Origin of the sequence: Streptomyces sp. NPDC050988, assembly GCF_044456225.1 — a bacterium.
GTDB lineage: Bacteria > Actinomycetota > Actinomycetes > Streptomycetales > Streptomycetaceae > Streptomyces.
Genome location: NZ_JBITFQ010000001.1, coordinates 880,254 through 902,031, shown reverse-complemented (window position 1 = coordinate 902,031; position 21,778 = coordinate 880,254). Strand labels below are relative to the sequence as shown.

General features: G+C 69.5%; 26 protein-coding genes and 1 pseudogene. 1 reads left to right on the top strand and 26 read right to left on the bottom strand.

All coding sequences use genetic code 11. The features are described 5' to 3' along the window. Positions 1-78: 78 nt before the first annotated feature. Positions 79-738: pseudogene (locus ACIBEI_RS04050) on the bottom strand (M1 family aminopeptidase); the annotation flags it as partial. A gap of 322 nt (positions 739-1,060) precedes the next feature. On the opposite strand from ACIBEI_RS04050, the gene ACIBEI_RS04045 reads away from it, so the two are divergent. After that, a complete protein-coding gene (locus tag ACIBEI_RS04045; protein WP_398884762.1) occupies positions 1,061-1,246 on the top strand; it encodes a helix-turn-helix domain-containing protein in 186 nt (61 codons plus the stop codon). Between the two features lie 138 nt (positions 1,247-1,384). Here the strand turns inward: ACIBEI_RS04045 and ACIBEI_RS04040 are convergent, their stop codons facing one another. The 25 genes from ACIBEI_RS04040 to ACIBEI_RS03920 all read right to left on the bottom strand — a co-directional run bounded on the left by ACIBEI_RS04040 (position 1,385) and on the right by ACIBEI_RS03920 (position 21,778). Further along, positions 1,385-1,606 carry a hypothetical protein gene (locus ACIBEI_RS04040; RefSeq protein WP_398884760.1) on the bottom strand — a complete coding sequence of 74 codons (222 nt, stop codon included), beginning with the start codon at positions 1,604-1,606 and terminating at the stop codon, positions 1,385-1,387. Next, entirely contained in the window at positions 1,603-2,172 is a 570-nt protein-coding gene (locus ACIBEI_RS04035) for a hypothetical protein (protein ID WP_398884758.1), read from the bottom strand. The genes ACIBEI_RS04040 and ACIBEI_RS04035 overlap by 4 nt, the downstream gene beginning before the upstream one ends. 256 nt (positions 2,173-2,428) lie before the next feature. Then, on the bottom strand, positions 2,429-3,613 hold the full coding sequence (locus tag ACIBEI_RS04030; RefSeq protein WP_398884756.1) for a helix-turn-helix domain-containing protein: 1,185 nt from the start codon (positions 3,611-3,613) through the stop codon (positions 2,429-2,431). A gap of 154 nt (positions 3,614-3,767) precedes the next feature. Then, the gene (locus ACIBEI_RS04025) at positions 3,768-4,361 is read right to left on the bottom strand and encodes a collagen-like protein (RefSeq protein ID WP_398884754.1); all 594 of its coding nucleotides are present in this window, start codon (positions 4,359-4,361) and stop codon (positions 3,768-3,770) included. 83 nt (positions 4,362-4,444) lie between these two features. Beyond that, positions 4,445-4,732 carry a hypothetical protein gene (locus ACIBEI_RS04020; protein ID WP_398884752.1) on the bottom strand — a complete coding sequence of 96 codons (288 nt, stop codon included), beginning with the start codon at positions 4,730-4,732 and terminating at the stop codon, positions 4,445-4,447. A gap of 18 nt (positions 4,733-4,750) precedes the next feature. Continuing rightward, entirely contained in the window at positions 4,751-4,945 is a 195-nt protein-coding gene (locus ACIBEI_RS04015; RefSeq protein WP_398884750.1) for a hypothetical protein, read from the bottom strand. Further along, a complete protein-coding gene (locus ACIBEI_RS04010; protein ID WP_398884748.1) occupies positions 4,945-5,853 on the bottom strand; it encodes an N-acetylmuramoyl-L-alanine amidase in 909 nt (302 codons plus the stop codon). Before ACIBEI_RS04010 ends, ACIBEI_RS04015 begins: the two co-directional genes overlap by 1 nt. A 76-nt stretch (positions 5,854-5,929) precedes the next feature. Then, on the bottom strand, positions 5,930-6,397 hold the full coding sequence (locus ACIBEI_RS04005; protein ID WP_398884746.1) for a hypothetical protein: 468 nt from the start codon (positions 6,395-6,397) through the stop codon (positions 5,930-5,932). 12 nt (positions 6,398-6,409) lie between these two features. After that, a complete protein-coding gene (locus ACIBEI_RS04000; RefSeq protein ID WP_398884744.1) occupies positions 6,410-10,258 on the bottom strand; it encodes a hypothetical protein in 3,849 nt (1,282 codons plus the stop codon). Positions 10,259-10,273: 15 nt separating this feature from the next. Then, a complete protein-coding gene (locus tag ACIBEI_RS03995) occupies positions 10,274-12,469 on the bottom strand; it encodes a phage tail tape measure protein (protein ID WP_398884742.1) in 2,196 nt (731 codons plus the stop codon). A 28-nt stretch (positions 12,470-12,497) separates the two neighbouring features. Next, entirely contained in the window at positions 12,498-12,653 is a 156-nt protein-coding gene (locus ACIBEI_RS03990) for a hypothetical protein (RefSeq protein WP_398884740.1), read from the bottom strand. Further along, on the bottom strand, positions 12,650-13,060 hold the full coding sequence (locus ACIBEI_RS03985) for a hypothetical protein (protein WP_398884738.1): 411 nt from the start codon (positions 13,058-13,060) through the stop codon (positions 12,650-12,652). The genes ACIBEI_RS03990 and ACIBEI_RS03985 overlap by 4 nt, the downstream gene beginning before the upstream one ends. 14 nt (positions 13,061-13,074) lie before the next feature. Further along, positions 13,075-13,587: a hypothetical protein gene (locus tag ACIBEI_RS03980; RefSeq protein ID WP_398884737.1), complete on the bottom strand. Its 513-nt coding sequence runs from the start codon at positions 13,585-13,587 to the stop codon at positions 13,075-13,077. After that, a complete protein-coding gene (locus ACIBEI_RS03975; protein WP_398885112.1) occupies positions 13,587-13,988 on the bottom strand; it encodes a hypothetical protein in 402 nt (133 codons plus the stop codon). Before ACIBEI_RS03975 ends, ACIBEI_RS03980 begins: the two co-directional genes overlap by 1 nt. An 85-nt stretch (positions 13,989-14,073) precedes the next feature. Then, a complete protein-coding gene (locus tag ACIBEI_RS03970; protein WP_398884735.1) occupies positions 14,074-14,811 on the bottom strand; it encodes a hypothetical protein in 738 nt (245 codons plus the stop codon). A 1-nt stretch (position 14,812) separates the two neighbouring features. Continuing rightward, positions 14,813-15,016, bottom strand: coding sequence for a hypothetical protein (locus ACIBEI_RS03965; protein ID WP_398884733.1), 204 nt, complete (start codon positions 15,014-15,016; stop codon positions 14,813-14,815). A 1-nt stretch (position 15,017) separates the two neighbouring features. Next, entirely contained in the window at positions 15,018-15,467 is a 450-nt protein-coding gene (locus ACIBEI_RS03960) for a hypothetical protein (protein ID WP_398884731.1), read from the bottom strand. A gap of 10 nt (positions 15,468-15,477) precedes the next feature. Further along, positions 15,478-16,341, bottom strand: coding sequence for a hypothetical protein (locus ACIBEI_RS03955; protein WP_398884729.1), 864 nt, complete (start codon positions 16,339-16,341; stop codon positions 15,478-15,480). After that, entirely contained in the window at positions 16,338-17,246 is a 909-nt protein-coding gene (locus ACIBEI_RS03950; RefSeq protein ID WP_398884727.1) for an NAD-dependent epimerase/dehydratase family protein, read from the bottom strand. The genes ACIBEI_RS03955 and ACIBEI_RS03950 overlap by 4 nt, the downstream gene beginning before the upstream one ends. Continuing rightward, complete coding sequence (locus ACIBEI_RS03945) at positions 17,243-17,878, bottom strand: methyltransferase domain-containing protein (RefSeq protein WP_398884725.1); 636 nt, start codon at positions 17,876-17,878, stop codon at positions 17,243-17,245. Before ACIBEI_RS03945 ends, ACIBEI_RS03950 begins: the two co-directional genes overlap by 4 nt. Beyond that, entirely contained in the window at positions 17,871-18,434 is a 564-nt protein-coding gene (locus ACIBEI_RS03940; RefSeq protein WP_398884723.1) for a hypothetical protein, read from the bottom strand. The genes ACIBEI_RS03945 and ACIBEI_RS03940 overlap by 8 nt, the downstream gene beginning before the upstream one ends. Beyond that, a complete protein-coding gene (locus ACIBEI_RS03935; protein ID WP_398884721.1) occupies positions 18,431-19,195 on the bottom strand; it encodes a glycosyltransferase family 2 protein in 765 nt (254 codons plus the stop codon). Before ACIBEI_RS03935 ends, ACIBEI_RS03940 begins: the two co-directional genes overlap by 4 nt. Continuing rightward, on the bottom strand, positions 19,188-19,994 hold the full coding sequence (locus ACIBEI_RS03930) for a hypothetical protein (protein ID WP_398884719.1): 807 nt from the start codon (positions 19,992-19,994) through the stop codon (positions 19,188-19,190). The genes ACIBEI_RS03935 and ACIBEI_RS03930 overlap by 8 nt, the downstream gene beginning before the upstream one ends. Further along, on the bottom strand, positions 19,987-20,241 hold the full coding sequence (locus tag ACIBEI_RS03925) for a hypothetical protein (protein ID WP_398884717.1): 255 nt from the start codon (positions 20,239-20,241) through the stop codon (positions 19,987-19,989). Before ACIBEI_RS03925 ends, ACIBEI_RS03930 begins: the two co-directional genes overlap by 8 nt. Positions 20,242-20,317: 76 nt before the next feature. Continuing rightward, the gene (locus ACIBEI_RS03920; RefSeq protein WP_398884715.1) at positions 20,318-21,778 is read right to left on the bottom strand and encodes a phage major capsid protein; all 1,461 of its coding nucleotides are present in this window, start codon (positions 21,776-21,778) and stop codon (positions 20,318-20,320) included.

The window sequence follows — 21,778 nt, the reverse complement described above, 5'->3', positions numbered from 1 at the left end:
CGCGACCAGCCCAACGCAACCCGCACAAGGCCACCCGCATCAGCGCACCCGCACCCCTCCCCGCCCCCCCGCAGAGCGCTACCGCTCGTGAACGGAGTTCGTCGCCGCGATCTTCTTCCAAGACTTCGGCCGCACCAGCTCCCCCTGAGCCCGAGGCACGATGGAAACGGCCTGTGCCGCCGGCGCCCCCGGCTTCGAGGCCTGGTACAGCCACGTGTCGAACAGCGAGGCGAGCGGCTGCCCCGACACCTCCTCCGCGTACTTCACGAAGTCACCGACCGTCGCGTTCCCGTACGAGTACTTCTGCGGCCACCCCTTCAGAATGGCGAAGAACGCCTCGTCCCCGATCTCGTTGCGCAGTGCCTGCAAGGCGAGTGCCCCACGGTCGTACACGGCGATGTGGAACTGGTTCTCCGGCCCGGGATCCCCGGGCTTGACGGTCCAGAAGGGATCGTCGGCGGCCCGCGACGCGTACACGTAGTCCGCGATCTCCTGTGCCGTTCCCTCATCCTCGTGCTCCGACCACAGCCACTGCGCGTACCGGGCGAAGCCCTCGTTGATCCAGATGTCCTTCCACCCGGTCACGGACACATGGTCGCCGTACCACTGGTGGGCCAGTTCGTGCACGACCACGGACACGTTCGTCCCGCTCGCGAACTGCCGCGGGCTGTAGAACGGCCGGGTCTGAGTCTCCAACGCGTACCCGGTGTTGGTATTGGGGACATAACCACCCAAAGCCCTGAGACCTTGGAACAGGGTCCCAGGTCCCTATCTCAAGGTCTCAGGCTCCTGAGACCTTGAACAAGGGACCGGACAGCTATGCAGGCCGAGCGCGAGCGGACATGGCAGCGCCCCCGGTCACGGGACCAGGGGCGCCGCGGCCCTACCCCACCGCCTGGCAGGGGAGGTTAGGGAGGGCCGTCCTGGAGGGGCTTATGCCCCGATCAAGATCACGGAATGCCTAATATATTAGGCCGACAGATGATCGCTATCGGTCAAGCGTTGGCGGGTGCGAGATCTTCCTGACGACGATTCTTGGATTCCCGAACGCCTAGAGCGAATGGGGCGACAGCTCCAGGCCGAACGAATGCGGCAGGACCTCACCCAGGAATCCGTGTTCCTCGCCGCCGGTATCAACCGGGCGACGCTGCAGAACATTGAGGCAGGGCGAGGAAACCCCACCATCATCACGCTCCTGCGGATCGCTCACGTTCTCGGCGTCCCGCTTGCCGAGCTCGTAGGGTGATCCGCGCCAGCCCTGTCTCATCCGTAAATCTGTCCGCACGGGCCGTTGCACTTCATCCGTCCCGAGCCGTCATTCATCGGCAGGATTGCCCCGCCGCAGCCGCACATCAGGATGCTGAGGATGTGCGAGATCATTCGTCTACGCGCCACCGGTTGGCCTCCCCTTCGCGTCCTCGTAGGCCTGCCACAGCTCGTCGCCCATCGCGCACCGCTTCCCAGGGCAGCCGTCGCTGCAGTTGGCCCCGTGGGCGATGTAGGCGCGGTACGCCTCCGCGGACCGGCTAGCAGTGGCGTTGACCACGCGCTGCAGATGCGGGGCAGAGCCGCTGTTGTCCGCCCAGTCCCATCGGGTGCTGCTCACGCGTCCGCCTCCACGGCGAGCTGGCGGCCCGCTTCGGCGATCAGCCGGGCAACGTCTCGTGGTTCGCAGAGCATGGCGGCCGAGGACATCGACACCGACCAGTACGAGCCGTAGGTGCGCGGGTCGAACTCGACGACGTCCAACCGCGGCACGCCCACAACGGTGCCGCGGCCCAGGGCCTCCACGCCCAGCGACCGCCAATCGACCGCGGCCTCACGCCATTTCTCCGGCATGCTGGCAGGCACCAGCGCGTAGTACCTGATCGCGTTCGGATCACAGATGACAGGGCCCCCGTCGAGGGCGTCCCTTAGGAACGCGTCTGCATCCGCCGGCTCCGTCGGGTCAGCCAGGACGTGCACCAGGCGCCCAGGGATACGGACAGCAGAGAACAGGGTCCCGAGCGGCAACAGCGCCATCCGGTGCTCTGCCCACTCCGTCAGGGATCGGCTCCGGCCCTCCTCGTCGAGAGTCGACAGCAGCCACTGCTGCGTCGCGAGTGCACGGTCGGAGCTGGTGTGGACGAGTACTGCGGGCCCTGGCCGTACCGGCCTCTGTGCGGCGCTCACCGGACGACGTCCGGGTGCGGCCGAGCGGCGGGGGGCTCGGTCCTGGGCAGAGGGCTCGGGTACGCGAGCCGGTTGGGGTAGATGCCGGCGGCTGCGTCAGCGAGTGTGGCGCGGCGGGCTCGGCTCTGCGGGGTTCGAGGGGGTGTCATGGTCGGCTCCATGCACAGACGGTGTGTTTACCGTCACATCGTGCCGACATGGCAAGGCCGGAACTATCAGTCCTTACTGATAGTCCCGGCCAAAGCTTGACGCTCCGTTAGGCGCTGAGCCAGGAGCCGTAGTTGAGGAAATCCTCTGGCATTCGGCGCCTCGCAGACTCAAGGCCTGCGTACGTCTCACGCACCGTCGGGTGGTACCGGGTCTGCTGCGGCGCGAGCTTGCGCGCCTCCAACAGGTTCTTGAACGCGGCGTCCGTACGGCCGGTCCACATCTGCGCCCGGGCCACCTCGGCATAGTGGTGCGCCAGCCGGGACGGCGGCCAGCCGTCGGGCATCGTCATGTCCTTCGCCGTCTCGACGGCCTCGCCGTACTCGTCCAGCTCGGCCAGCACGCTGACCCTGTGTACTCCGACGTTCGTCGGTCCGAACGACAGCCAGTGCACCCGCTCGGCCGGTCCCGTCCGGTCCGCGATCCGACCGGCCTCGGCAAGGTGCTCATTCGCCGTGTCGCCGTCCTTGTCCCGGCCCGCCAGCACTGCCGCCCCCAGGTGCAGCTGGCCGGTGAGGACGTCCCGTTCCCGTCCCGGCTCGGCCTGCTCCAGGGTCGACATGCCGAGCCGGACGAGCCGCTTCCCGGTGCGGTAGTCGCTTGCCCGGAGATAGGCCAGGGCCCGCAGATACTGGCGCATGCCGCCGAGGACCGGATCCGAGGCGCGCTGTGCCGCCCACTCCAGGCGGTCCAGCGCGATGGCGGACAGATCGATGAACCCGAGCTTGGTACTGACGTCGTACGCCGTGCGATAGATGCTGGCGAGGGTCTGCCACGCCCTCGTCGTGCCGTCGATGTGCGCGACGGTGGTTGCCTCGCAGATGAGGGGCGGCAGCTCGGCCGCGGCCTGCTTGATGTTCGTCTCACGGACCAGCGCGCACAGCTCATCGGCCTTTTCGGCCAAGTCATCGAGCGCGCGCGGGGCGACGTCCGGATCCGGGCCGAGGTCGTAGACGTTGAGCGCCTCGCGAACTGGGTTGATCAGCCCGTCGAGTTGGTCCTGCTGGAGCTCCTCAAGGTACGGCTGACCTGTGAGCTCCGTCGTCGGAACGGACAGGGCCCGGGCCAGAGCACCGATGACGGAGGGGCTGGCGGGCAGATAGCCCTGCTCCACTTTGGTGAGCGTGCTGTACGAGACGTTGCTCTTGTTGGCCAGCTCACGCTGTGTCAGCCGACGGCGTTTCCGCGCCGTCGCGATCCGTGCGCCGGTGTGCTCTTCGATGGGCTGTGGCATGCTGAACTCCGTTCTGCTCGACAACAGAACGGTACCCCTGGTCGGCTCCAGGACGTACGGCGATCGGCCCCCGCCAACGCGGGGGCCATCGTTGCTTCTCAGGCATGGCGATAGGCCCCCTGCGCGGCCCGTGAGGACCGTGCAGGGGGCATCGTCATGTGTAGTCACGTCGGGTGGGAACCAGGGCCATGCCAAGCAGGGAGGACGACGGGTCATCGTCCGGGTCGGGGGCGCCGTCGCGCCTGCAGACCAGTGCGTCAGGGTCGCCGGGCGGCGGTTGGAGGCTGTAGCCGTCGGGGCACTGCGGTCCCGCCGGCCCCTGCTCGCCGCGGGGTCCCTGCTCCCCCCGCGGGCCCGTCTCGCCCTGAGGTCCCTGCACTCCCGGCTCGCCCTGCGGCCCTTGGACGCCATCCGTACCGGGCGCGCCATCCGTACCCGCCTCGCCGTTCTGGCCCGGTGTGCCCGGGGAGCCGTCCTCCCCATCGGCACCCGGCTCACCGTCGGCCCCGGGGCGCCCGGGTGCGCCCCTCGGGCCGGGGATCGGCACCGGGACCTCGGCCCGCGCGGGCAGGTCGTCGACCGCGTCGGACGGGTCCGGGGCCACCGGTGTCTCGCCCTCGGCCCGCACCTGCGAGCGGAGCTCTCGTACGTCCGTGGCGAGTGTGGTGACGGCCTGGCCGCGACGGTCGGCCTCGGCGGCGAGCTGGTCGGCGCGGCTTGTCTCGCCGTCGATACGTGCCCAGACCATTACGACTGCGCCGGTCAACGCGACTAGCCAGCAGCCAAGGGCGATCCACCGCCACCGGCCGGCGTGTGCCCGCTCTGTACGGGTCACGGATCGCCTCCCATCTCGACGATTCGGACGCGGAGACGCGCGAGCTCCACCTGGTCGGCGAGCCTCTCCTCGAGGAGCTCGGTGATGCGTGCGTCCCGCTCGGCGAGGACCAGGCGCAGGCCGTCGCGCTCGCCGCGCAGGCCGTCCCGCTCTTCCTGGATCTGGTCGAACTCCGCGTTGAGACGGCCGTTCGCGTTCTCGCCCCTCTTGCCGAGGTAGGACGCCACCGCCGCGCCGATCGCGCCGAGCCCGACGAGTAGCCCGCCGAGGGTGGTGACGTCCAAGATGCCTCCCCTCGGGGGTTAAGGGAGACGGTGCCTGTCGCTCGTCTGCCGGTTGGGCACGGCCCATGTCAGGCCGAGTCCGCCGGCGACTGCCCCGGCGATGATCCAGAGTTCGCCGCTCGTGACCGTGCTGTCGGCTGCAGCCGTGGATAGGGCGCCGCTTCCGGCGACGAGGCCGGCCACGATGGCCTTCCAGTACTTCGAGAGCTTCATCAGTCCACCACCTTGAATCCGTGCTTGAGACCCAGGCTTCGCAGGCTGGCGAGCCCGGGGTATCCGTCGGCGGCCGCGCCGGTGTAGCCGCAGCGCCGCTGCCACGCCGCGTAGGCGGGCGTGGTCGTCGTGCCCCAGTGGCCGTCGCCGTACGAGCGCTTGAGGAGGCCCTCGTCGACGAGGGCGACCTCCACTGTCTCGACGCCGCCGTACGACCGCGGCGTGCCCTTCTTGGGCGGGTCGGTGCGTGCTGCCGTACGGAGCCGGGACAGACTCACCGTCGGCGTCACCGGCGCAGGTGTGGCTGGCGGTTTGGGCGAGCCGAGGCGCCCCGCGATCCTCGACCGCATCGACGTCCAGTCGACGCCGCGGGGGTCGCTCTTTCCGGGCTGCCAGTCGAGGTGGCGCAGGACGGAGGCGGCCGTCCAGCCGTGCGCCCTGCAGATCGCCGCGGCGACCCGCTCGATGGCGAGCAGCTGCGCGGGCGGCCAGGGGTCCACGCCGTCGCCGAGGTTCTCGCACTCGAACCCGTAGAAGTAGCGGTTCCCGTCGGTGCCCGCCTCGTTGTCGACCGGCAGCGTCCGCTCGGCGATGACCGCCTGGAGCACGTCTCCGTCACCGAGGCCGGCATGGTTGGCGCGGCCGTGGCCAACGAGGTGCACCTTGCCGTCCTTGGTGATGACGCCGTGGCACAACGGCCCGGGCAGGCCGCTGTATCCGTCGCGGCAGATCTCCACGGTCCGTTTGCTGCCGGAGGTCACGGTGTGGTGAATCATCACGCCATGCACCGGCCCCCACGGGCCCTTGGAATTGCGGTTGTGGTCCTCCCAGTCGCCGACCTCGACGACGACCAGGCCCTCGGCGCGCAGTGCGCCGAGGAGGGATTGTGCGGTCAGTGGCTTGGCCATCGGCGAGCCCTCCTTGGACAGCAAGAGGCCCCGGGACCGGGGCGGTTCCGGGGCGATGAGGCGGGTGGGCGCGGGGTCAGGAGGCAGGTTCGACGAGGATGTCGCGGGCCGTGATGTCGGGGGTGCTGCCGGCCGTGCCGAACTTGATGTACATCACGCGGGCGTAGTACTCCTGGCCGGGCGTGAGTCCGTCGAGCAGGGATGTGCGGCCGCGGTACGCGAAGTCTCCGGCGGTGGCGATGCCCTCGGAGGAGACGCCGCGCAGCACCGTGGGCGCGAGGACCTCAAGGCCGGAGGAGTCATCCACGAACACCTGCGGGGCGAGCGCCACCCTGTCGCTGTTGGCAGCGTTGTTGCGCAGGCCCCCGCCAACGCTGATGGTGACGCGGCCGGTGGTCGGCGCGGTGAAGGTCACGCCGACCTCCGGCGTCCCGGCGGTATAGGTGACCTCGGTGATATTGGCGATCACGGTGCCGTCCAGGGCATAGACCGTGGGCGGGGTGTCCAACGCCTTGATCTTGGATCCGGCCAGCAGATCGGGCACGATCTCTCCTTCCTACAGGGCGCGGATAGCGGGCTTGGCCAGGGCCACACCGGATCCGGCAGCGTGGGCCTTGATGATCCCGTTGTGGGACCGTTCGACGGTGAAGCGCTGCGGGTTGAGCAGCTGCATATTGTCGTAGGAAACGATCAGGTTGGCGTTCGAGTTGGCGGTCTGCCGCACGCTGCGCAGGCCCACGTTGCTGCCGGTAGTGAGGCTGGTGTCGATCGCGCTCACCTGCCAGTTCCCTGTGGCCGCGGCGCTGGCCTGCCGCACCCGGGCCTGCAGCTTCGACCCGCTGACCTTGAGCCGCAGCCGGTAGAACGTGAAGGCACTGTGGACCAGGGACGTGGTGAACGTGTCCAGCTGCGTCTCGACGCCCGCGACCCTCTTGCGGAGGGTCAGCGTGATGACCTGCGAGGTCGAGATGGACAGTTGCGCGAGGTAGCAGTTCGCGTCGTCCGTGGCCCGGGCGACGACGGAGACGAGCTGGGGGCCGCCGGTGGCGAGCGCCGCGGTGGCGACATCCGCCCAGACGTCGTGGTCCGTTCCGGCGACCGGGGTGAGATCGAGACGGGCGACGTCGACGGCGGTCAACTGGTGGGCTGCCTCGCTGCCCTGGGTGTAGTGATCGGCCGCGGCGCCGCCGGTACTGACCCACGCAGCGCCGATGTCGGGGGTTCCCCAGCCGGGTGTGGTAGTGCGGGTGAACGTGTCGACCAGGGCTGGCGTGGCGGCGGTGACGGTCATCACCTCGCCTCCCGTCCGGATGTAAATGGGGAAGTTCTCCGGCGTGCTACTGGCCGGCCGGAGGGTGGCCTGGTGGACCCACAGAACATCGGTGCTCGGCGGGAAATCCGCCACGGTCGCCGCCAAGTTCGCAGTGACCGAGTTGGCCACGGGGGTGACGATCTTCTCGAACCAGGTCCAGACTCCGGCTTCCACGGCCACGTCGTTGGCGGCGGTGTCCAGGTAAGTCCCGCTCACGTTGAACCAGTTCACATTCAACGCAACGCTTCTGGTGGTGGAGCAGCGCAGCCAGCCGGACGCCACGTACTGCCGACCGACGACCACCCCTACCTGGTCGGTGCCTGCGTTGGGGAACTGGGAGACGCCGTCAGGGACGAAGAACAGCGCCCAGTCGGCCTCGAAGGGCTTGGGCAGCGGCGCGGTCACGCGGTCGATGACGCCGCCGGAGGCCGACCAGCCGGTCAGGTCCTCCTCGAAATCAGGGTTGACGGTGAGGGACGGGTAGGCCGTGGTCCACAGCGGACCGAGGGTGGTCAGGACGGGGACCGTGGTGTCGTCGTCATCGATGGCGGCCGCCAGCTGGCTGCCTGCGGTGTCGCGGCGGTCGGCGTCGTAGACGGCCACCGCCCACGGACCGCCGGGAGTGCAGTTGAAGTACAGGTCCCAGTCGATGGGGTGGCCGATCCGCTCTGTGTACCCCTGCGCGAGCAGGTCGATCAGGCCGGGCGCCAGCCACTCAGGCGGGTCGCTGATGGTGAGCCGGTCGCCGCTGTCGACGTCTGTGACGGCGTCGATCAGGCTCGGAGCGGCTGCGAGGTCGATGTGCACGACCGGGTAGCGCGCCTCGTCCACCGTGCCGAGATGCATACGCCAGCCGGCGTGCTGTTGCGTCTGGGCGTCCAGGTGCAGGTTCAGCGTCACGGAGTCCTGGTAGACGCCCACGCCGTTAGGCGCGGCCTGAATCGACAGAGGTCCTTCCTCCAGGACGGCACGGCCGGAAGATCCTCCGGCCCTCTCCACCGTGACGTCGTTGGCAACCTTCTGGTCGTCGTCGACGGGCTCCAGCGGCGGCGCGATGTGGCCAGGCTCGGTGTAGTTGAGCTCCAGCGCCGGCGTCTGGTTGTACAGCGAGACTCGGTCTCGGTAGACGAGGCCGACTCCCTCCCGTTGTTCGTAGAGAATCCCGCCGTCCGCTTCGGCCGCGTCCTCCAGCAACGACAGCAGCGTGGCCGGACGCTGCACGCCGACACGCTCCTGGACAGAGGTATCGCCGAGCACGGTGAGTGGCAGGTCCTCCTCTTCCGCCAGGCGGATCATGCGCGCCCCGGCGGTTTCCCCTGCCCAGGCGTCGATCGCCCTGTCGTAGGCTCCGGCGGTGGTGGTGTCCCAGGTGTTCCAGGCGGAGATGTGGCCGAGCGCCAGGCCGTCGATGTCCGGGCTGTAGCCGTCGTCCGGGGACGCCACACCGAGCAGACGGCCCACGGTTCCGGCAACGGTTCCGGGGCCGGAACCGGCGTCGCCGCCGATGTCCTGCCACACGATGCCGAAGTCCACGTTCGGGCCATCCTGGATGGCGAAGAAGTCGACGGCGATCCACTGGTTGTAGAGGTCGCTGCCGATGGCGTAGTCGGACGTGAAGAGGGTGTTGCCGTCCGAGTCCTTGCCGAGGATGCGCGAGGTGGTGCTGTTCATCTGGATCAGCCACTCGGCGACGGTGCCGCTGGTCAACACCCGCAGGATCGTGCGGAGCGTGGTGTTGACCGTGTCGAGCCGGTACACGTACTGAATGAGCCAGCTCGTCGACGGTGTCGAGCTGACGGGGATCCGGCCGGACAGATGGGTGAGCGCGCCACTGACGGTCTTGATCGTCGGCAGGGGTGAGGAACTGGCGAGAGAGTCGACGGCCGCCCAGTTCATCGGCGCCGCCTTGAGCGGGAGGACGCCGACCAGCGGGGAGGCTGCTCGCTTGGCGGCCGCCTGGTCCTCCATCGGCCAGTACGCGAGCAGTCTGGGGATGCTGGGGATGCGGCGGCGCAGCGTGGACTGCAGGGGTGCGGCGCCCTGGCCGAGGCGTCGCAGCAGACCGGAGGCCTCGACCGTCACGTAGACGTCTTTGCCCGACACGTCCCAGCGGGCCGGCCAGCTGCTCACCTCGCCCACGAACCGGGTGCGCCGGTTGGTGATCGATGCGTTCCCGGCCATCGTCCACAGTCGCCCGGCGTCGTCGGTGAACGAAGTGGTGCCGGGCGCCTGCGCACTGAAATCAGGGTTGGCCACGATGGTGCCGTCGATGCCGTTGCGGACCTCGACGGCGTAGCAGCGGCCCGCGGCCGGGGTCATGCCGCTGGCGTTGGTGGCGTCGCCCACGCGCAGGGACACCGCGCTGTTGAAGATCGACGTGGTGCCCGACTGCACGACCGGATCGCCCAGCTGGGACCACGGCCCGGAGGTGCCGGACGGCGAGGTGTAGAACGTGATGGTCCTGCCCCCGGCGCCGTTGTTGACGTCGAGAGTCGCGCGCACGGACAGCCGGCCGGACGGTGGGATGACGGGCTGCACGGTCGACGAGGCGCCCAGCGCGTTGGTCCCGTCCGCTGACCACTCGAAGTAGATCCGGTTTTGCCGGACCCCCAGGAACCAGCTCTTGTCGGTGGTCACGGCCAGTTTGCCGACGATCTCGGTGGTGGCCAGCGCGCCGGAGGCGTTCAGCCAGTTCGTCAGCTGGGCATCGGCCCGGACCTCGAAATCGCCGGTGATGTCCAGGGCCGCGGCGTCCGGCGTGGCCGCACGGTCGCCGATCGCCCCGGGCATGCCGAGGAACGCCCCGCCGGCCAGCACCGACACCCTGATGGGGGTGTTGCGTCCGATCTTCCCGAACAGGTCGGAGCGCGGGTTGCGCGGCGAGTACCGGCCGATGACGCCGGGCGCGACCTTGGACTCACCGTTGTTGAAGGTGAGGGTGCACTTCGACGGGTCGACGCGCTGGCCGTAGTCGGCGCGGCCGCGGGTGATGTTGATGCCGTCGCGGACGTACACGTCATCGGTGATGTCGTGCCAGGCCCCGTCGTAGAACAGCTCGACGAGGACCTCAAGAGGGGTCTGGGGAAATACCACGTTCGATACCTCCCGCTACCGTCGCTGGCCGATGGAGGCCTGTACGTCGCCGCCGAGTGCGCTCACCACGCGCCGACCGGTGTCGATCCACAACTGGCCGAAGGCCTGCCCTGCGATGTCGAGGTAGACGACCAGCACGCCGCCCCCGCCCCGGCCGCCCATGAGCGGAGCCATGCCAGAGGTGAGCGGGGTCGAGGGCATAGCGAGCTGCGGGTCGACGAGGCCGGCCATCGTCTTGTCGAGCACGCCGCGGTTGTTCTCGGCTCCCTCGGCGATACCGGGCGGCAGCCAGTGGCCGATCTCGTTGGACGCCCGCTTCGACGGCGAGCCGATCTGCAGGAAGCTCTTCGCCGCGTCGACGACGTTGGTCGACACGAACGACTTGACCTTGTTCCACAGCCAGCTGCCCATGCCGGAGATGCCGTTCCACAGGCCGCGGATGACGTCCGCGCCCTTGGTCACCAGCAGGCGGCCCATGCCGCCCACTGCCCGGCCGAGGCGCCCGGGCAGACCCTGCATCCAGGTGACGAGGTCGAGGGCCTTGCGGACGGCGGCGTTCTTCATGTCGCCGAAGAAGCGGCCCACCTGCCCGGGGATCCGGGACAGCCAGCTGACCGCGGTGAGCACGCCAGTCGTAGCGCCGCGGACGAACCCGACGACGTAGCCCCAGGCCTGCGCGGTCCACCGCTTGACGGTCGACCAGTTGGCCACGACGACCGCGACCAGGCCGATGATGACCGCGATGACCCAGCCGACCGGGCCCATCGCGATCAGCCACTGCGCGGCCATGACCGTCGCCCACGCGACCGCGCGGGCGGCCATGAGCAGGAACTGTGCGCCGGATACGACGGCCGCCCTGATGACGGCCAGGATCCACGTGCCGATGGAGACGAGCGCGGATCCGGTCCATGCCGCCGCGGTGGTCAGCGCGGAGGCGACGGCGCCGGCCGCGATGCGGATGTAGACCCCGAGGCCGATGGCCATCATCCGCATCCAGTTGCCGATCACGCCCCACGTCGACGCCGACATGATGGCGTGAGCTCCGGCCACGATCGAGGACACCGCCGCGTAGGTGATCATCGCGGCCTTGACCGCGAGGACCGTTCCGGCGAGGCCGAGCAGCACGTAGGCCAGCGGCTGGAAAACCGCCTGGTTGTCCATGGCGAACTTGACGAATCCGCCGGCGACTTCGGCCAGCTGCCCCAGAGCCTTGCGCTTGAAGGACTCAAGCTGAGAGGTCGCGTTGCTGCCGGCCTTCTCGACGAGCCGGTCGGTGGCGCCTGCGGCATCGTCCATGCCCGCGGCCGCCGCGGCGGTCGCCGGATCCAACGCATACAAGGCGTCACCCATGACGTTCGCCGGGTCGCCGAACAGTGCAGCCGCGGCGTTCAGCCGGACCTGCTCGTCACCGGTGCCGCGCAGCGCATCGAGCGTCATGCCGAGGGCCTTCTCGGCGGAGTCCCCACCGGCGCCGATCATGCGGGCCATGTCGCTGGCGCTCAACCCGATGCTCTTGTATGCGTCGTCGACCGCGGTGCCGCCGGCGAGCGCGCGCTCGCCGAACTGGCCGATGGCGTCGGCCACCTGGTCGGCGTCCCGCGCTCCCCCCTCAAGGCCCTGGGCGATCAGGCCGGTTGCGGTCTGTCCGTCCAGGCCTACGCGCTTGAACTGGACCGAGTACTCGTTGAGAGTTTCGAGAAAGTCGCCGGCTTTGTCGGCCGAGGTGCCCATGCCGACGGTGATGATGTCGAACGCCTCGTCGGCCGAGTCGGCCAGGCCGGTGCGCATCAGCTGACCGACCGCCGCGGTGGTCATCGTCAGGTCCTGGTCGAAGGTCTCGGCCAGGGCGAGCGCCTTGGTGGTCACGCCTTCGAGGCCGCCCTCGGCCTGCGACGTGTCACCTATGTTCTGGTACACCCCTTTGATGGCGAGGTTTACCGTCTCGGTGCTGTCGCCCCACGCGTTCTGGTACACGGACGCGGAGACCTTGGCGACGTCGGCCGCCTCGGCCGGGCCCAGGCTGAGCTGGGCGGCGAGCTTGTCGTTGGCGGCCTCGACGTTGAGGCTCTCCATGATGCCTGCGCCCAGGGCCAGGCCGACGCCGGCACCGATCCCGGCCGCCGCGGTGTCGAACTTCTCCTGGGCCGCGTCGAGCCCAGGGCCCACCCTCTCCCGCGCGACCAGGTCGAAGACCAGCGAGGTGTCGCTCATAGCTCACCGCCCCCTTCACAGGGGGCGGTCAGCGCCCCTTCTTCAGTTGTTCGTTGGCCTTGCGCTGTGCTTCCTCGTAGGCGTCGAGCCAGGCGAGGTAGTGATCCGTCTCCTCGACCGTGAGGGTGTCCCAGTCCCGCCCGACGATGTGGAGCAGGTGGGCCGCGTCGCCCAGTCGCCTCATTCGACGACGGGCAGATTCGCTTTTCCCTCCTCCTCCGGGTCCTCGAACGCGGCCTCGATCTGCTCGTCGAGCTTGGCCAGGGCCACGGCTTTCTGGTCGGCGGGCGCGTTCTCGGCAACCTGCTCACGCAGCTGCTGCAGCTCGCCCTTGGAGTACTCAAGGGTGAGCTCGTCCCAGGCGAAGTCGACGTCATCGAAGCGGGTGCCGGGATGGTCACGCTTGAGGTACATGAACAGCAGCGCGCGGCGGCACAGCGAGTTGCCCTTGACCACGTCGGTGGTGAAATCGGAGAAGTTCTTGCCGGTCTGCCGTTCCAGCATTTCCCGCTCAACGGACATGAGCTTCTTCGGGTTGTACTTCCAGCGCGTCGGCTCGTCGCTGCCTTCGGGCCTGTAGATCAGGTACACGGGTGCTCGCTCTCCTATTGGGCCCGGGCCGCGATCCGGCGGGCCATGTCCTCCATGGCCTGCTCAACGGCCTGCTTGTACGTGTTCGCGCGACCTTCGAACGCACGGTCGAACCACTGGACTTTGCCGTGCTGCTGGACCCAGTTCTCGCGGTCGCCCCAGACCGGGTGGCGCCAGCCGCTCGCCCTGTTGGTCCGCTTGGGCGCGTTGGGGAAGTTGCGGATGTTCTTCGTCTTGAAGGCCTTGACCCGGGCGCCGGACCAGCGGCCACCGAGCTTGACCTCGGGCCGGATCTTCTTGGCGATGGCCGAGCGCAGCGCGGGCGCGGTCTGCAGGCCGGCCGAGGACATCGACATGATGCCGCTCTTGGCGTCGGCAGCCCCGGGGCGCAGGGCGTCGCGCATGTTCTTCGCGAGCTCCTTGCGCAGCTGCTTGCCGTCCGCCTCCTCGCGCAGAGCGCGCACGAGAGCGGCCAGGCCCTCGTGCGTTTCCACGCCCAGCGCGAACGGCGGGCCACCGCCGGCCATCAGGCGGTCGTCCTCGTGACTGCCCCCGAGGTCGGGAAGCTCACCGACACGGAGGCCTCGTCACCGACCGAACCCTCCAGGGGGTTCCAGCCCTTGATCAGGATGTTGCCGGTGTAGTTGGGGTTCGAGGTGCTGACCGCGGCCTGGTCGGCGCGCACCACGAACGGCACGACCGAGCCCAGGAGCGGCCACATGATCGAGTCGAGCTCGGTCGCTGCGAAGTCCTGCAGGAACTCGCAGCCGAGCTCGCCGCTCTTGAGTCCGCCGAGGACTTCCTTCCAGCCCAGCGACGCGTAGGTAGTGACGTCCTTGTCCTCGACCTCGACCGCCACCTCGGCCTTGCGGGTGTACTCGGTCAAGGTGTTCCCGTTGATCGACAGGAACTGCGCGAGCAAAACCATCTTGGGCACAGCGAGCCCCTTTCTGGGCATGACGAGGGCCCGGGCACCGATGGGCCGGGCTGATCTGACGAGGTGGTGGGACGCGCTACTGGATGCCGAGCGCGGAGACGAACATGAAGCTGGGACCGGTGCCGGAGATGGTCCAGGCGACCTGCCACCAGTCATCCGTAATGGCCGAGCCGTCGGTCCGCAGGATCAGCCCGCCGGCCGCGGTCGCCGCGGCGAACGTGAGGCGGGTGGTGGGTGATCCGAAACCGGGGTCGTTGTCCGACTGCACGCGGGCCGTGATGGTAGGCGTGTCCGCTCCTGCCACCGACAGCACGTGCACCGCGGCGTACAGCCGCTTGCCCGCAGGGACGGCGCCCAGGTTCATGCTGGTGCCGGTGCCCGACGCGGTGCGGGCGGTGCCAGGCGGGTGGGCGAACTGGCCGCGGACGAGGGGCCAGGCGCTCTTGGCCGTGCCGGTCCAGGGGGCGATCTCCCCGACCGCGTCGAACAGGCTGTAGTCCGATCGCAGGGCGTTGGTGAAGTACGCCAGATCGCCGACCGCCGAGTCGACGGGACCGATCGACCAGGGCCCGACGCCGCCGAGCTGGGACCAGGAGGCGTCGTCGACGAGTGAGGGGTCGCCCGCCTCCCACTGCCCCTCGGCGGAGATCTCTGCCGAGCCGAGGCCGCCGAGGACCTCCTTCCATCCGGCCGAGCGGTAGTTCGTCGAGTCCTTGTCCTCGACCTCCGCGGAGAGTTCGACCTTGTTGCTGTGGCCAGTCAGGTCGGCGCCGACGGCGAACAGCCGGACGTCGGTGAGGATCGTTTTCGCCACGTCACTCCTCCTCTGCGGCAGCGGCCTTTCGGCGGCCGCGCGGCTTCACCGGGGGGTCCGGTTCGGTGTCTTCCTCGGCGATCCCGGAGGCGACCAGGTGCGCGGCATCGGCGGTGGGCAGTTCGACGCTCTCGCCCTTGGCCGGCCACGGCTGGCCGTTGCGGCTGGAGTCCTCGGGCATCTGCACCAGCAGGCGGATTCTCATCTCAGGCGCTCCCGTCTCCGATGACCTTGATGACCACCTCGGCACCGACGTACGTGGATCCCGCGTGCTCGTACCAGCGGTAGCCCTGGATCCGCATGACGTGCAGGTCGTGCGCCAGGCCGCCGAGCGCGGCCTCGCCGGGCGCGCCCCGGGCCGCCTCGATCGCGACTTTCAGAGAGGCCGGGCCTGAGCCGGACAGCAACGCGTCGAGGACCTTCTGAGATGACCGGTCATCGGCGCGCCCGACCAGGACGCGACAGGTGATCTCGATCTGGTCCAGCTTGCGGCCCATGGCCTTGTCGAACTCGACCTCGACCTCGCCGGTGAAGAAGTGCGGCTCGGTGATCGAGTCGGGTACGTAGCCGGTGCACGTCAGCTTGGGCACACCGGCCGGCAGGACCACGGCGCTGGCCGCCTCGGCGATCGCCTCGCGGATGGGTGCGATCTGCACGCTGCTCTCCTTACGCGAGGCCGGGCAGGATGAGGTTCTCGATCAGCCCGTATACGTCGGGGTCCCGGCGAGTGAGCCGTACGACGCCCCATTCCGACGAGCCGAGGACGCCCTCGGGGCTGTCCTTCCGCTTGGCCAGGCGCGAGGCCTGGATGAGCGTTGCCTGCTCGACGTCGGACCAGATGACCGGCCATCCCCATCGCACGTAGACCCGTGCCCGCTCGCCGCCGCCGGACGGCCACCGGCCGCCGATGCGCAGCAGCGAGGTGACCGGCTTCAGGTCGTCGAGCGCGTCGGTGGGTTCCACCTCGATCTGCGCGGTGATGTCGGTCCACGGCCCGCCGCGGCGGCCGACCTCGACGACCAGGTCGTCGACGTCGCCGATGTCCGGGGTGAGCAGGTGCCAGCCGTCCTCGTCGAGGGTGACGCGGCCCTTGGGATTGATGATCCGGGCGACTGGCGTGGGGTCCAGCCAGAAGCGGCGGCCGCACGTCTTGTCGATGCTCCTCGACGCAGCCGCCAGGTTCCGGGCGAGCGAACTGTCCCGGTCGTTGTCCGTGATCTTCATGGACTCTTTGAGGGCGTCGAGCGACGCGTACAGCGGCAGCGAGCTCACGAACACGTCGACCTCAACCGCGACCGGTGTCGCCCCGTCCAGGCCTTCGAGCACCGCGGTGTATGAGCCCTGCGCGGTGCCCGCCGGTACCTGCCAGACGAGGCTGTAGGTGGTGCCGGAGACGCCCAGTCCAGCCGAGGTCGGGCCGAACACGGCAGAGCCTCCGGCCGCCGGAGAGATGGTCACCTCGGCGCTCGTGAGGACGGCCCCCGCCTGCCACACCAGGGCGGCGCTCTGCCCCGCAGCAACAGTGATCACAGGCTCGCCACCGCCCCCTGCTGCCGGGCCCGCCGTACCGCGCGCGTGACGCCCTCTTCGAGGGAGACCTTCGGCTGGTACAGGTCGTGAAACCGGTCGGGGTCACCGACGCGGTACGCGACACCGGGGGGTGCCGTCCTGTCATACGCGATCCACGGCTGGTGGCCCGTCTCCTGGCAGATCATGCCTGCCAGTTCCTTCATGGATACGCCGCGTCCGGTGCAGACGTTGACCGGCTCGCGCACGTCGGCGTCGACGACGGCCAGCGCGCCGGCGACGACGTCGTCGATGTGGATCCAGTCGCGGACCTGAAGGCCGTTGCCCCAGACCGTGAACGGGTCCTCCCGCCGGTGCGCGCGGGCGACGAACGCACCGAACGGCCAGTCGTCGCCCTGGTCCTCGCCGTATCCGGAGAACGGCCGTACGACGTGCACGGCCAGGCCCTCGGCGGCGGCCGCGGCCGCCGTCTTCTCGCCGGTGAGCTTGGTCCACCCGTACCCGGCGTCCGGCATGATCCCGTGCGCCGAGTCGGTGTTCGTCTCGTGAAGCCGCCACTCCTCGCTGCCGTCCTGGAACTGGACCGGGTAGACGGCCGAGCTGGACAGGTAGAGCACCCTGCGCTGCCCGGTGCGCAGCGCCCAGTCGAACATCGCGGCGTCGAGCTGCAGGTTGTACGCCATCGTCGCCGGGCGGCCGTCGATCGCCGCCCGGTGCGGGGCCCGGGCGGCGGCGTGCACGACGAGATCGAAGACGCGGTCCGCCCGGCGGAAGACGTCGAGGCAGTCGACGGGCCGGTCCGGGTTGGCGATATCGCAGCCGATGACGTCCCAGCCGCGGCCGCGCAGCTCGGCCGTCATGTGCCGGCCGACGAATCCCCAGGATCCGGTGACGAGTGCGGTCTTCACGAGGACCTCCGTCCGAGGATCAGTTGGAACGGGCCCACGCGGCCGTGGGCCTCGACGTCGAATCCGCCCTGCCGGATCAGGGCCTGGTAGCCGGCGAGGTCCCAGGCCCAGGCGTGGCACTCGTCGTGTCGGCCCGGGCGCTCCTGCCACGGCGAGGACGCGACGATCCACAGCGCGTGTGCGCCGATCCAGCGGACCGCGCCGTGCGGATCGGCCAGGTGCTCCAGCACTTCGGTCACCACGGCGATCTCACCGATGCGGACCTTGTCCCGGTCGGCGCCGAACACGTCGTAGGCCGCCGCGGTCACGCCTCGTTCGGCCCAGCCCGCGGCGTTCGAGGGCTGGAAGTCGTAGCCCCAGGCGTCGATGTGCGGATGTTCGGCGAGCAGCTGCAGCAGACCGCCGTCCCCGCAGCCGAGGTCCGACACGTCGGCCACCGCCGAGGCGGACTGCTCGGACAGCGAGGCCTGCACGGCGAGCTCGTCGGCCGCCTGGACGACGAGATCCCTGGCGCCTTCCAGACGCGGCCGGTGGTGCGGCTGGTCCACGTGCGGGGCGCGCTCCCGGTGCTGGTGGAACTCGGGGGTGGAGACGTGCGGTACGTCCCCGTCGAACAGCTTCCACTCAGCCATGCGGCGCCTCCAGGATGGTGAAGGGACCGCGCACGCCGGCGCTCAGCCGCTCGGCCGCTTCCAGGGCCAGCCGCACCCGCTTCTGGGGGGCCATGCGCGAGCGGGCCGTGGCGTGCAGAGCGCCGAGCGCGATCTCGTACCCACAGCCCACCGCTGCGTAGCCGTCGGCTGACTCGGCTACCTGGAAGTCGTCGTGGACCTCGAAGAGCCGTCCGGCCGCGCCGACCAGGAAGGTGCCGCCGTCCTCGCGCTCGGAGTCCTTCTTGAGCCAGCCGCCCGCCTTGAGAGTCTCGCGTACGGCATCGACGAAGTGGGTGGCCATGAACCGGGGCACGTCCTTGGTCTCCTCGACTCCCTGCCCCAGCGGCTTGGGCGGGGTGAAGGAGTAGCGGAGCAGCTGGCCCATACGGAATGACGACGTGAACCCGAGGACGTACGGGCCGACCGTGAACACCTTGGCGTCAGCGCGGACGGTGAGGCTCCAGCCGGAGATGCCCGCGGAGTCACCGCCGAGATGGACCGTCCCTTGGTGGACGAGTCCGACGATGGCCGTCACCCGGTCACCACTGTGTTCAGCTTGGCGACCTCGTCGGCCAGGTGCTGCGCGGCGTACTGCTCGTACGCTGCACGGTCCTTGGCGTACATCGCCTGGGCGTTGACGCGGCGGTACCCGTCGTCCCACTCGGCCGTGCCGCCCATCGGGTGCAGGTGCTCGACGGTCACGCGCGGCAGGTAGCTGATGCGGCCGGCCGCGCGGCCGAGGGTGAGCCAGTAGTTGTCGACGTACAGGTGCGTGAGGACGGGCGGCGCCATGTGGCCCAGGGCGCGGACCACACTGGCGCTGATCGCGCACTGGGTGGGCAGGTTGGCGCCCTGGATCTTGTCGTTGCCGTAGACGATGCCGGGCAGCGACGTGAGGGCGTCGAGGTATGCCCGGTCCCAGCCCGTCGTGCGGGGCCGGTGGTCGTCGCCCATGAAACCCAGGGCCCGCACGCCAGGCTCCCTCTGCAGGGCGAGCGAGGCACCGTGGTTGAGCGCACTGACCATCGTGCCCGGGGCCGCCTGCTCGCCGAGCAGGAAGGACGGCGACCGCTGCACCCGTTCCCGAGCCGCGCGGCCGAACGTCGTGACGTCGGCGTGGTCCTCGTCGTACGTGGCCTGCACGGCCTGCCGGTACTCCCCGGCGGTCGGGTCGTCCTCATCGATGGCGAACAGGACCTGGGTGTCCGCGCGGCACGTCTCGCGGAAGGCTTCGGCCATCTCGGCCACGGCGTGTGGACGGCCGCGGGACGGGACGATGATGACGAGCTCAGGCACGGGGTGCCTCCTGCTCGGGCGCCGGGGCGTCGGCGGGCGGGCTGTAGTCGTCCTCGCCCAGCCAGATCTGCTTGTGGTGGGTGGTCTTCACACCGGTGTGAACGAAGACGGGGATCTGCTGGGTGGACAGGCGCCAGCAGAACGACAGATCTTCGCTGACCCACCTGCCGTCGGGGTACTTGACCCGGTCGAACCAGACGTCGCCGTGCTCGGCGCGGACCTTCTCGGCGGCGGTGCGGTGGATGAGCAGGCAGGCCGCTCCGGTCCCGGCGACCTGGATGACGGCGTTGTCCGGGTAGTGCCAGCGGGTCGCGAATCCGACGCGGCCCTCGGCGTCGTGGGCGGGGCTGTAGATGGTCGGAGCGGGCCGGATACGGCGGCCGCCCATGCCGTCGTAGGAGATCTCCTGTGCGCCGAAGCACAGAGCACCTACGACGGGCCGTTCGACGGGGTCGGCTGCGGCGAGCAGCTGGTCGACGGTGTCCGGGGCGAAGCCCATGTCCGTGTCGATGAACCACAGCCACTCGTGCGGGGTCTCGTCCAGCCACCGCTGTGTGATGTTGTTGCGGCCCTCGACGATGCCCCCGGTCGAGCAGGCCATCATGAACGGGCCGCCCGTGCCGATCAGGCGGCCGTCGTGGATCTGGTCCCACACCGTCAGCCGCATCACGGACTCGTGGAAGCTGTGGGACACGGTGTGCGGGTGGAGGTAGGCCATCTGCACCAGGCCGTCACCGTTCTGGCGCCCGGCCCGGGCGTGCTCTGCCTCGGCCTCTGCGGGGGCGGTTACGTCACTCACCGGTGCCGCCCTTCTCCGCAGCCTTGCGCGGGCCGGTGCCGGGGGTGGTGCGCTTCTTGCCGGGCTCGGCGATCGCCCGCTCGACGACGGGCTGAGGGCCGGAGAGCTCGGCATCGGGCGCTTCGTCGTCGAACAGGTCGGGACGCTCGATGACCAGGGGATGATCGTCTGCGGCAGACATGCCGCGGGTGAGCTGGGTGTTGCCGCCGGACCAGCGGCAGATACCGGTCACCTTGGAGTACTTCACGGGGGTCTCCTCTCACGCTGGAGTCCGGGGCGCGGCGCAGCGTGAGTGCGCCGCGCCCCGGGGATAGGGCAGCGCCTTAGACGCTGCGGTCGACGAGGAGCCTGAAGCCGTGATCGTTGATCACGTCGGCTCCGATACGGGCCCAGGCGAACCAGCCGCGCTGGCCGGTGGGCCGGTTGTTCGTGACGTCGAACAGCATCGGCAGGAACTCGACCTGCATGCCTGCACGCTGGGCGACCAGGTAGTTCTTGAAGTCGCCCACGACCAGGAGCGGCGCAGTGCTGGTGCCTGCCACGAAGTCCGACATGTAGTCGTTCATCGGGTACTCGCGGCCGAACATCCGCGGGATCGCCTCTTCGGTGAGGTTGATCGTGAAGTTCGGATCGGTCGTGCCGAGCTGACGGATGGTGTTCTGGATGTTCGTCGACGACAGCCAGGCCGTCGTCATCCGCCGCCGGTACTTCTGCGGCAGCGCGTCCCACAGGCCGTAGATGTCGGAGGCCTGCAGGACCGACGTCGAGGCGATCTCGATGTTCGCCGGGTTGGTCACCGCGTCGAGCGCGGTCACCAGGCCGGTCGGCTGGCCGTTGCCGGATCCGGTCGTGAGCTTCTCGGCGAGGAGCTCGTCGTAGCCGGAGGCCAGGAGCATGGACATCTGCTCGGCGAACCCGGGCCAGTCCATACCGATCTCGATGGAGAACGGGATGAAGCCGTCGGCCCGGTGGGTGGGTACCTCCGGCTGCGTCATGGTCGGGGAGTTGTCCGTCGTCGCGGCGGCCTCGGCGCTGAACTGCCAGGAGACGCCGGCCGTGGACAGGCCCTTCCACGTGTCGTTCGTGATCGTCTCCACCCGGGCCAGGCGCAGGATGTCGTTCTCGCTGCCCTGCTGGGTGAGGATGATCGTCGGGTCGATCAGGACCGGCACGGCGAAACCGCCGCCGCCCGGGCTGCCGACGCTCATGGCGCGCTTGATCAGGCCGACCCGCTCGATGGCGCGGGACTCCTCCGGCGAGAACACCGGAGCGGTCGACGCGGCGATCTTCTGGAACGCGGAGCGGTAGTGCGGGTTCTCCGTGGCCAGCAGCAGCTGCCCGACCAGCTCGCCGTCGGTGTCGCCGGTCTGCGTGCGCAGCAGCTTCTGCACCCGCTCTTTCTGCGCCGGCTCCAGGTGGCGGCCGCCCTCGCTGGAGTCGACCACCGCCATCGACCGGTCGTAGACCGCGCGGCCGCTCAGGGTCCGCGGGTCCTCGCCGAACGGGTCCTGCTTCGGCGAGAACCGGGTGGAGCTCCACCGCTCGCGGGATTCCCGCAGGCGCTCGGAGCGCTCCAGCGCCTTGTGCTCACCCTCGCGGAACTTCAGCTCCGCTTCGAGTTCGTCCCAGGTCTCCTGGGCGTCCTCGTCGAGGGCCTCGCCCCGGGCCTCCTGGTCCAGGACGAGCATCTCCTCCTGGATCTGTCCGATGCGGGACTCGGCGGCCTCCAGGTTCTCCGACCGCTCGTAGTCCTTCGGCTCGTTTTCCTTCTGCTTGGGGGGCAT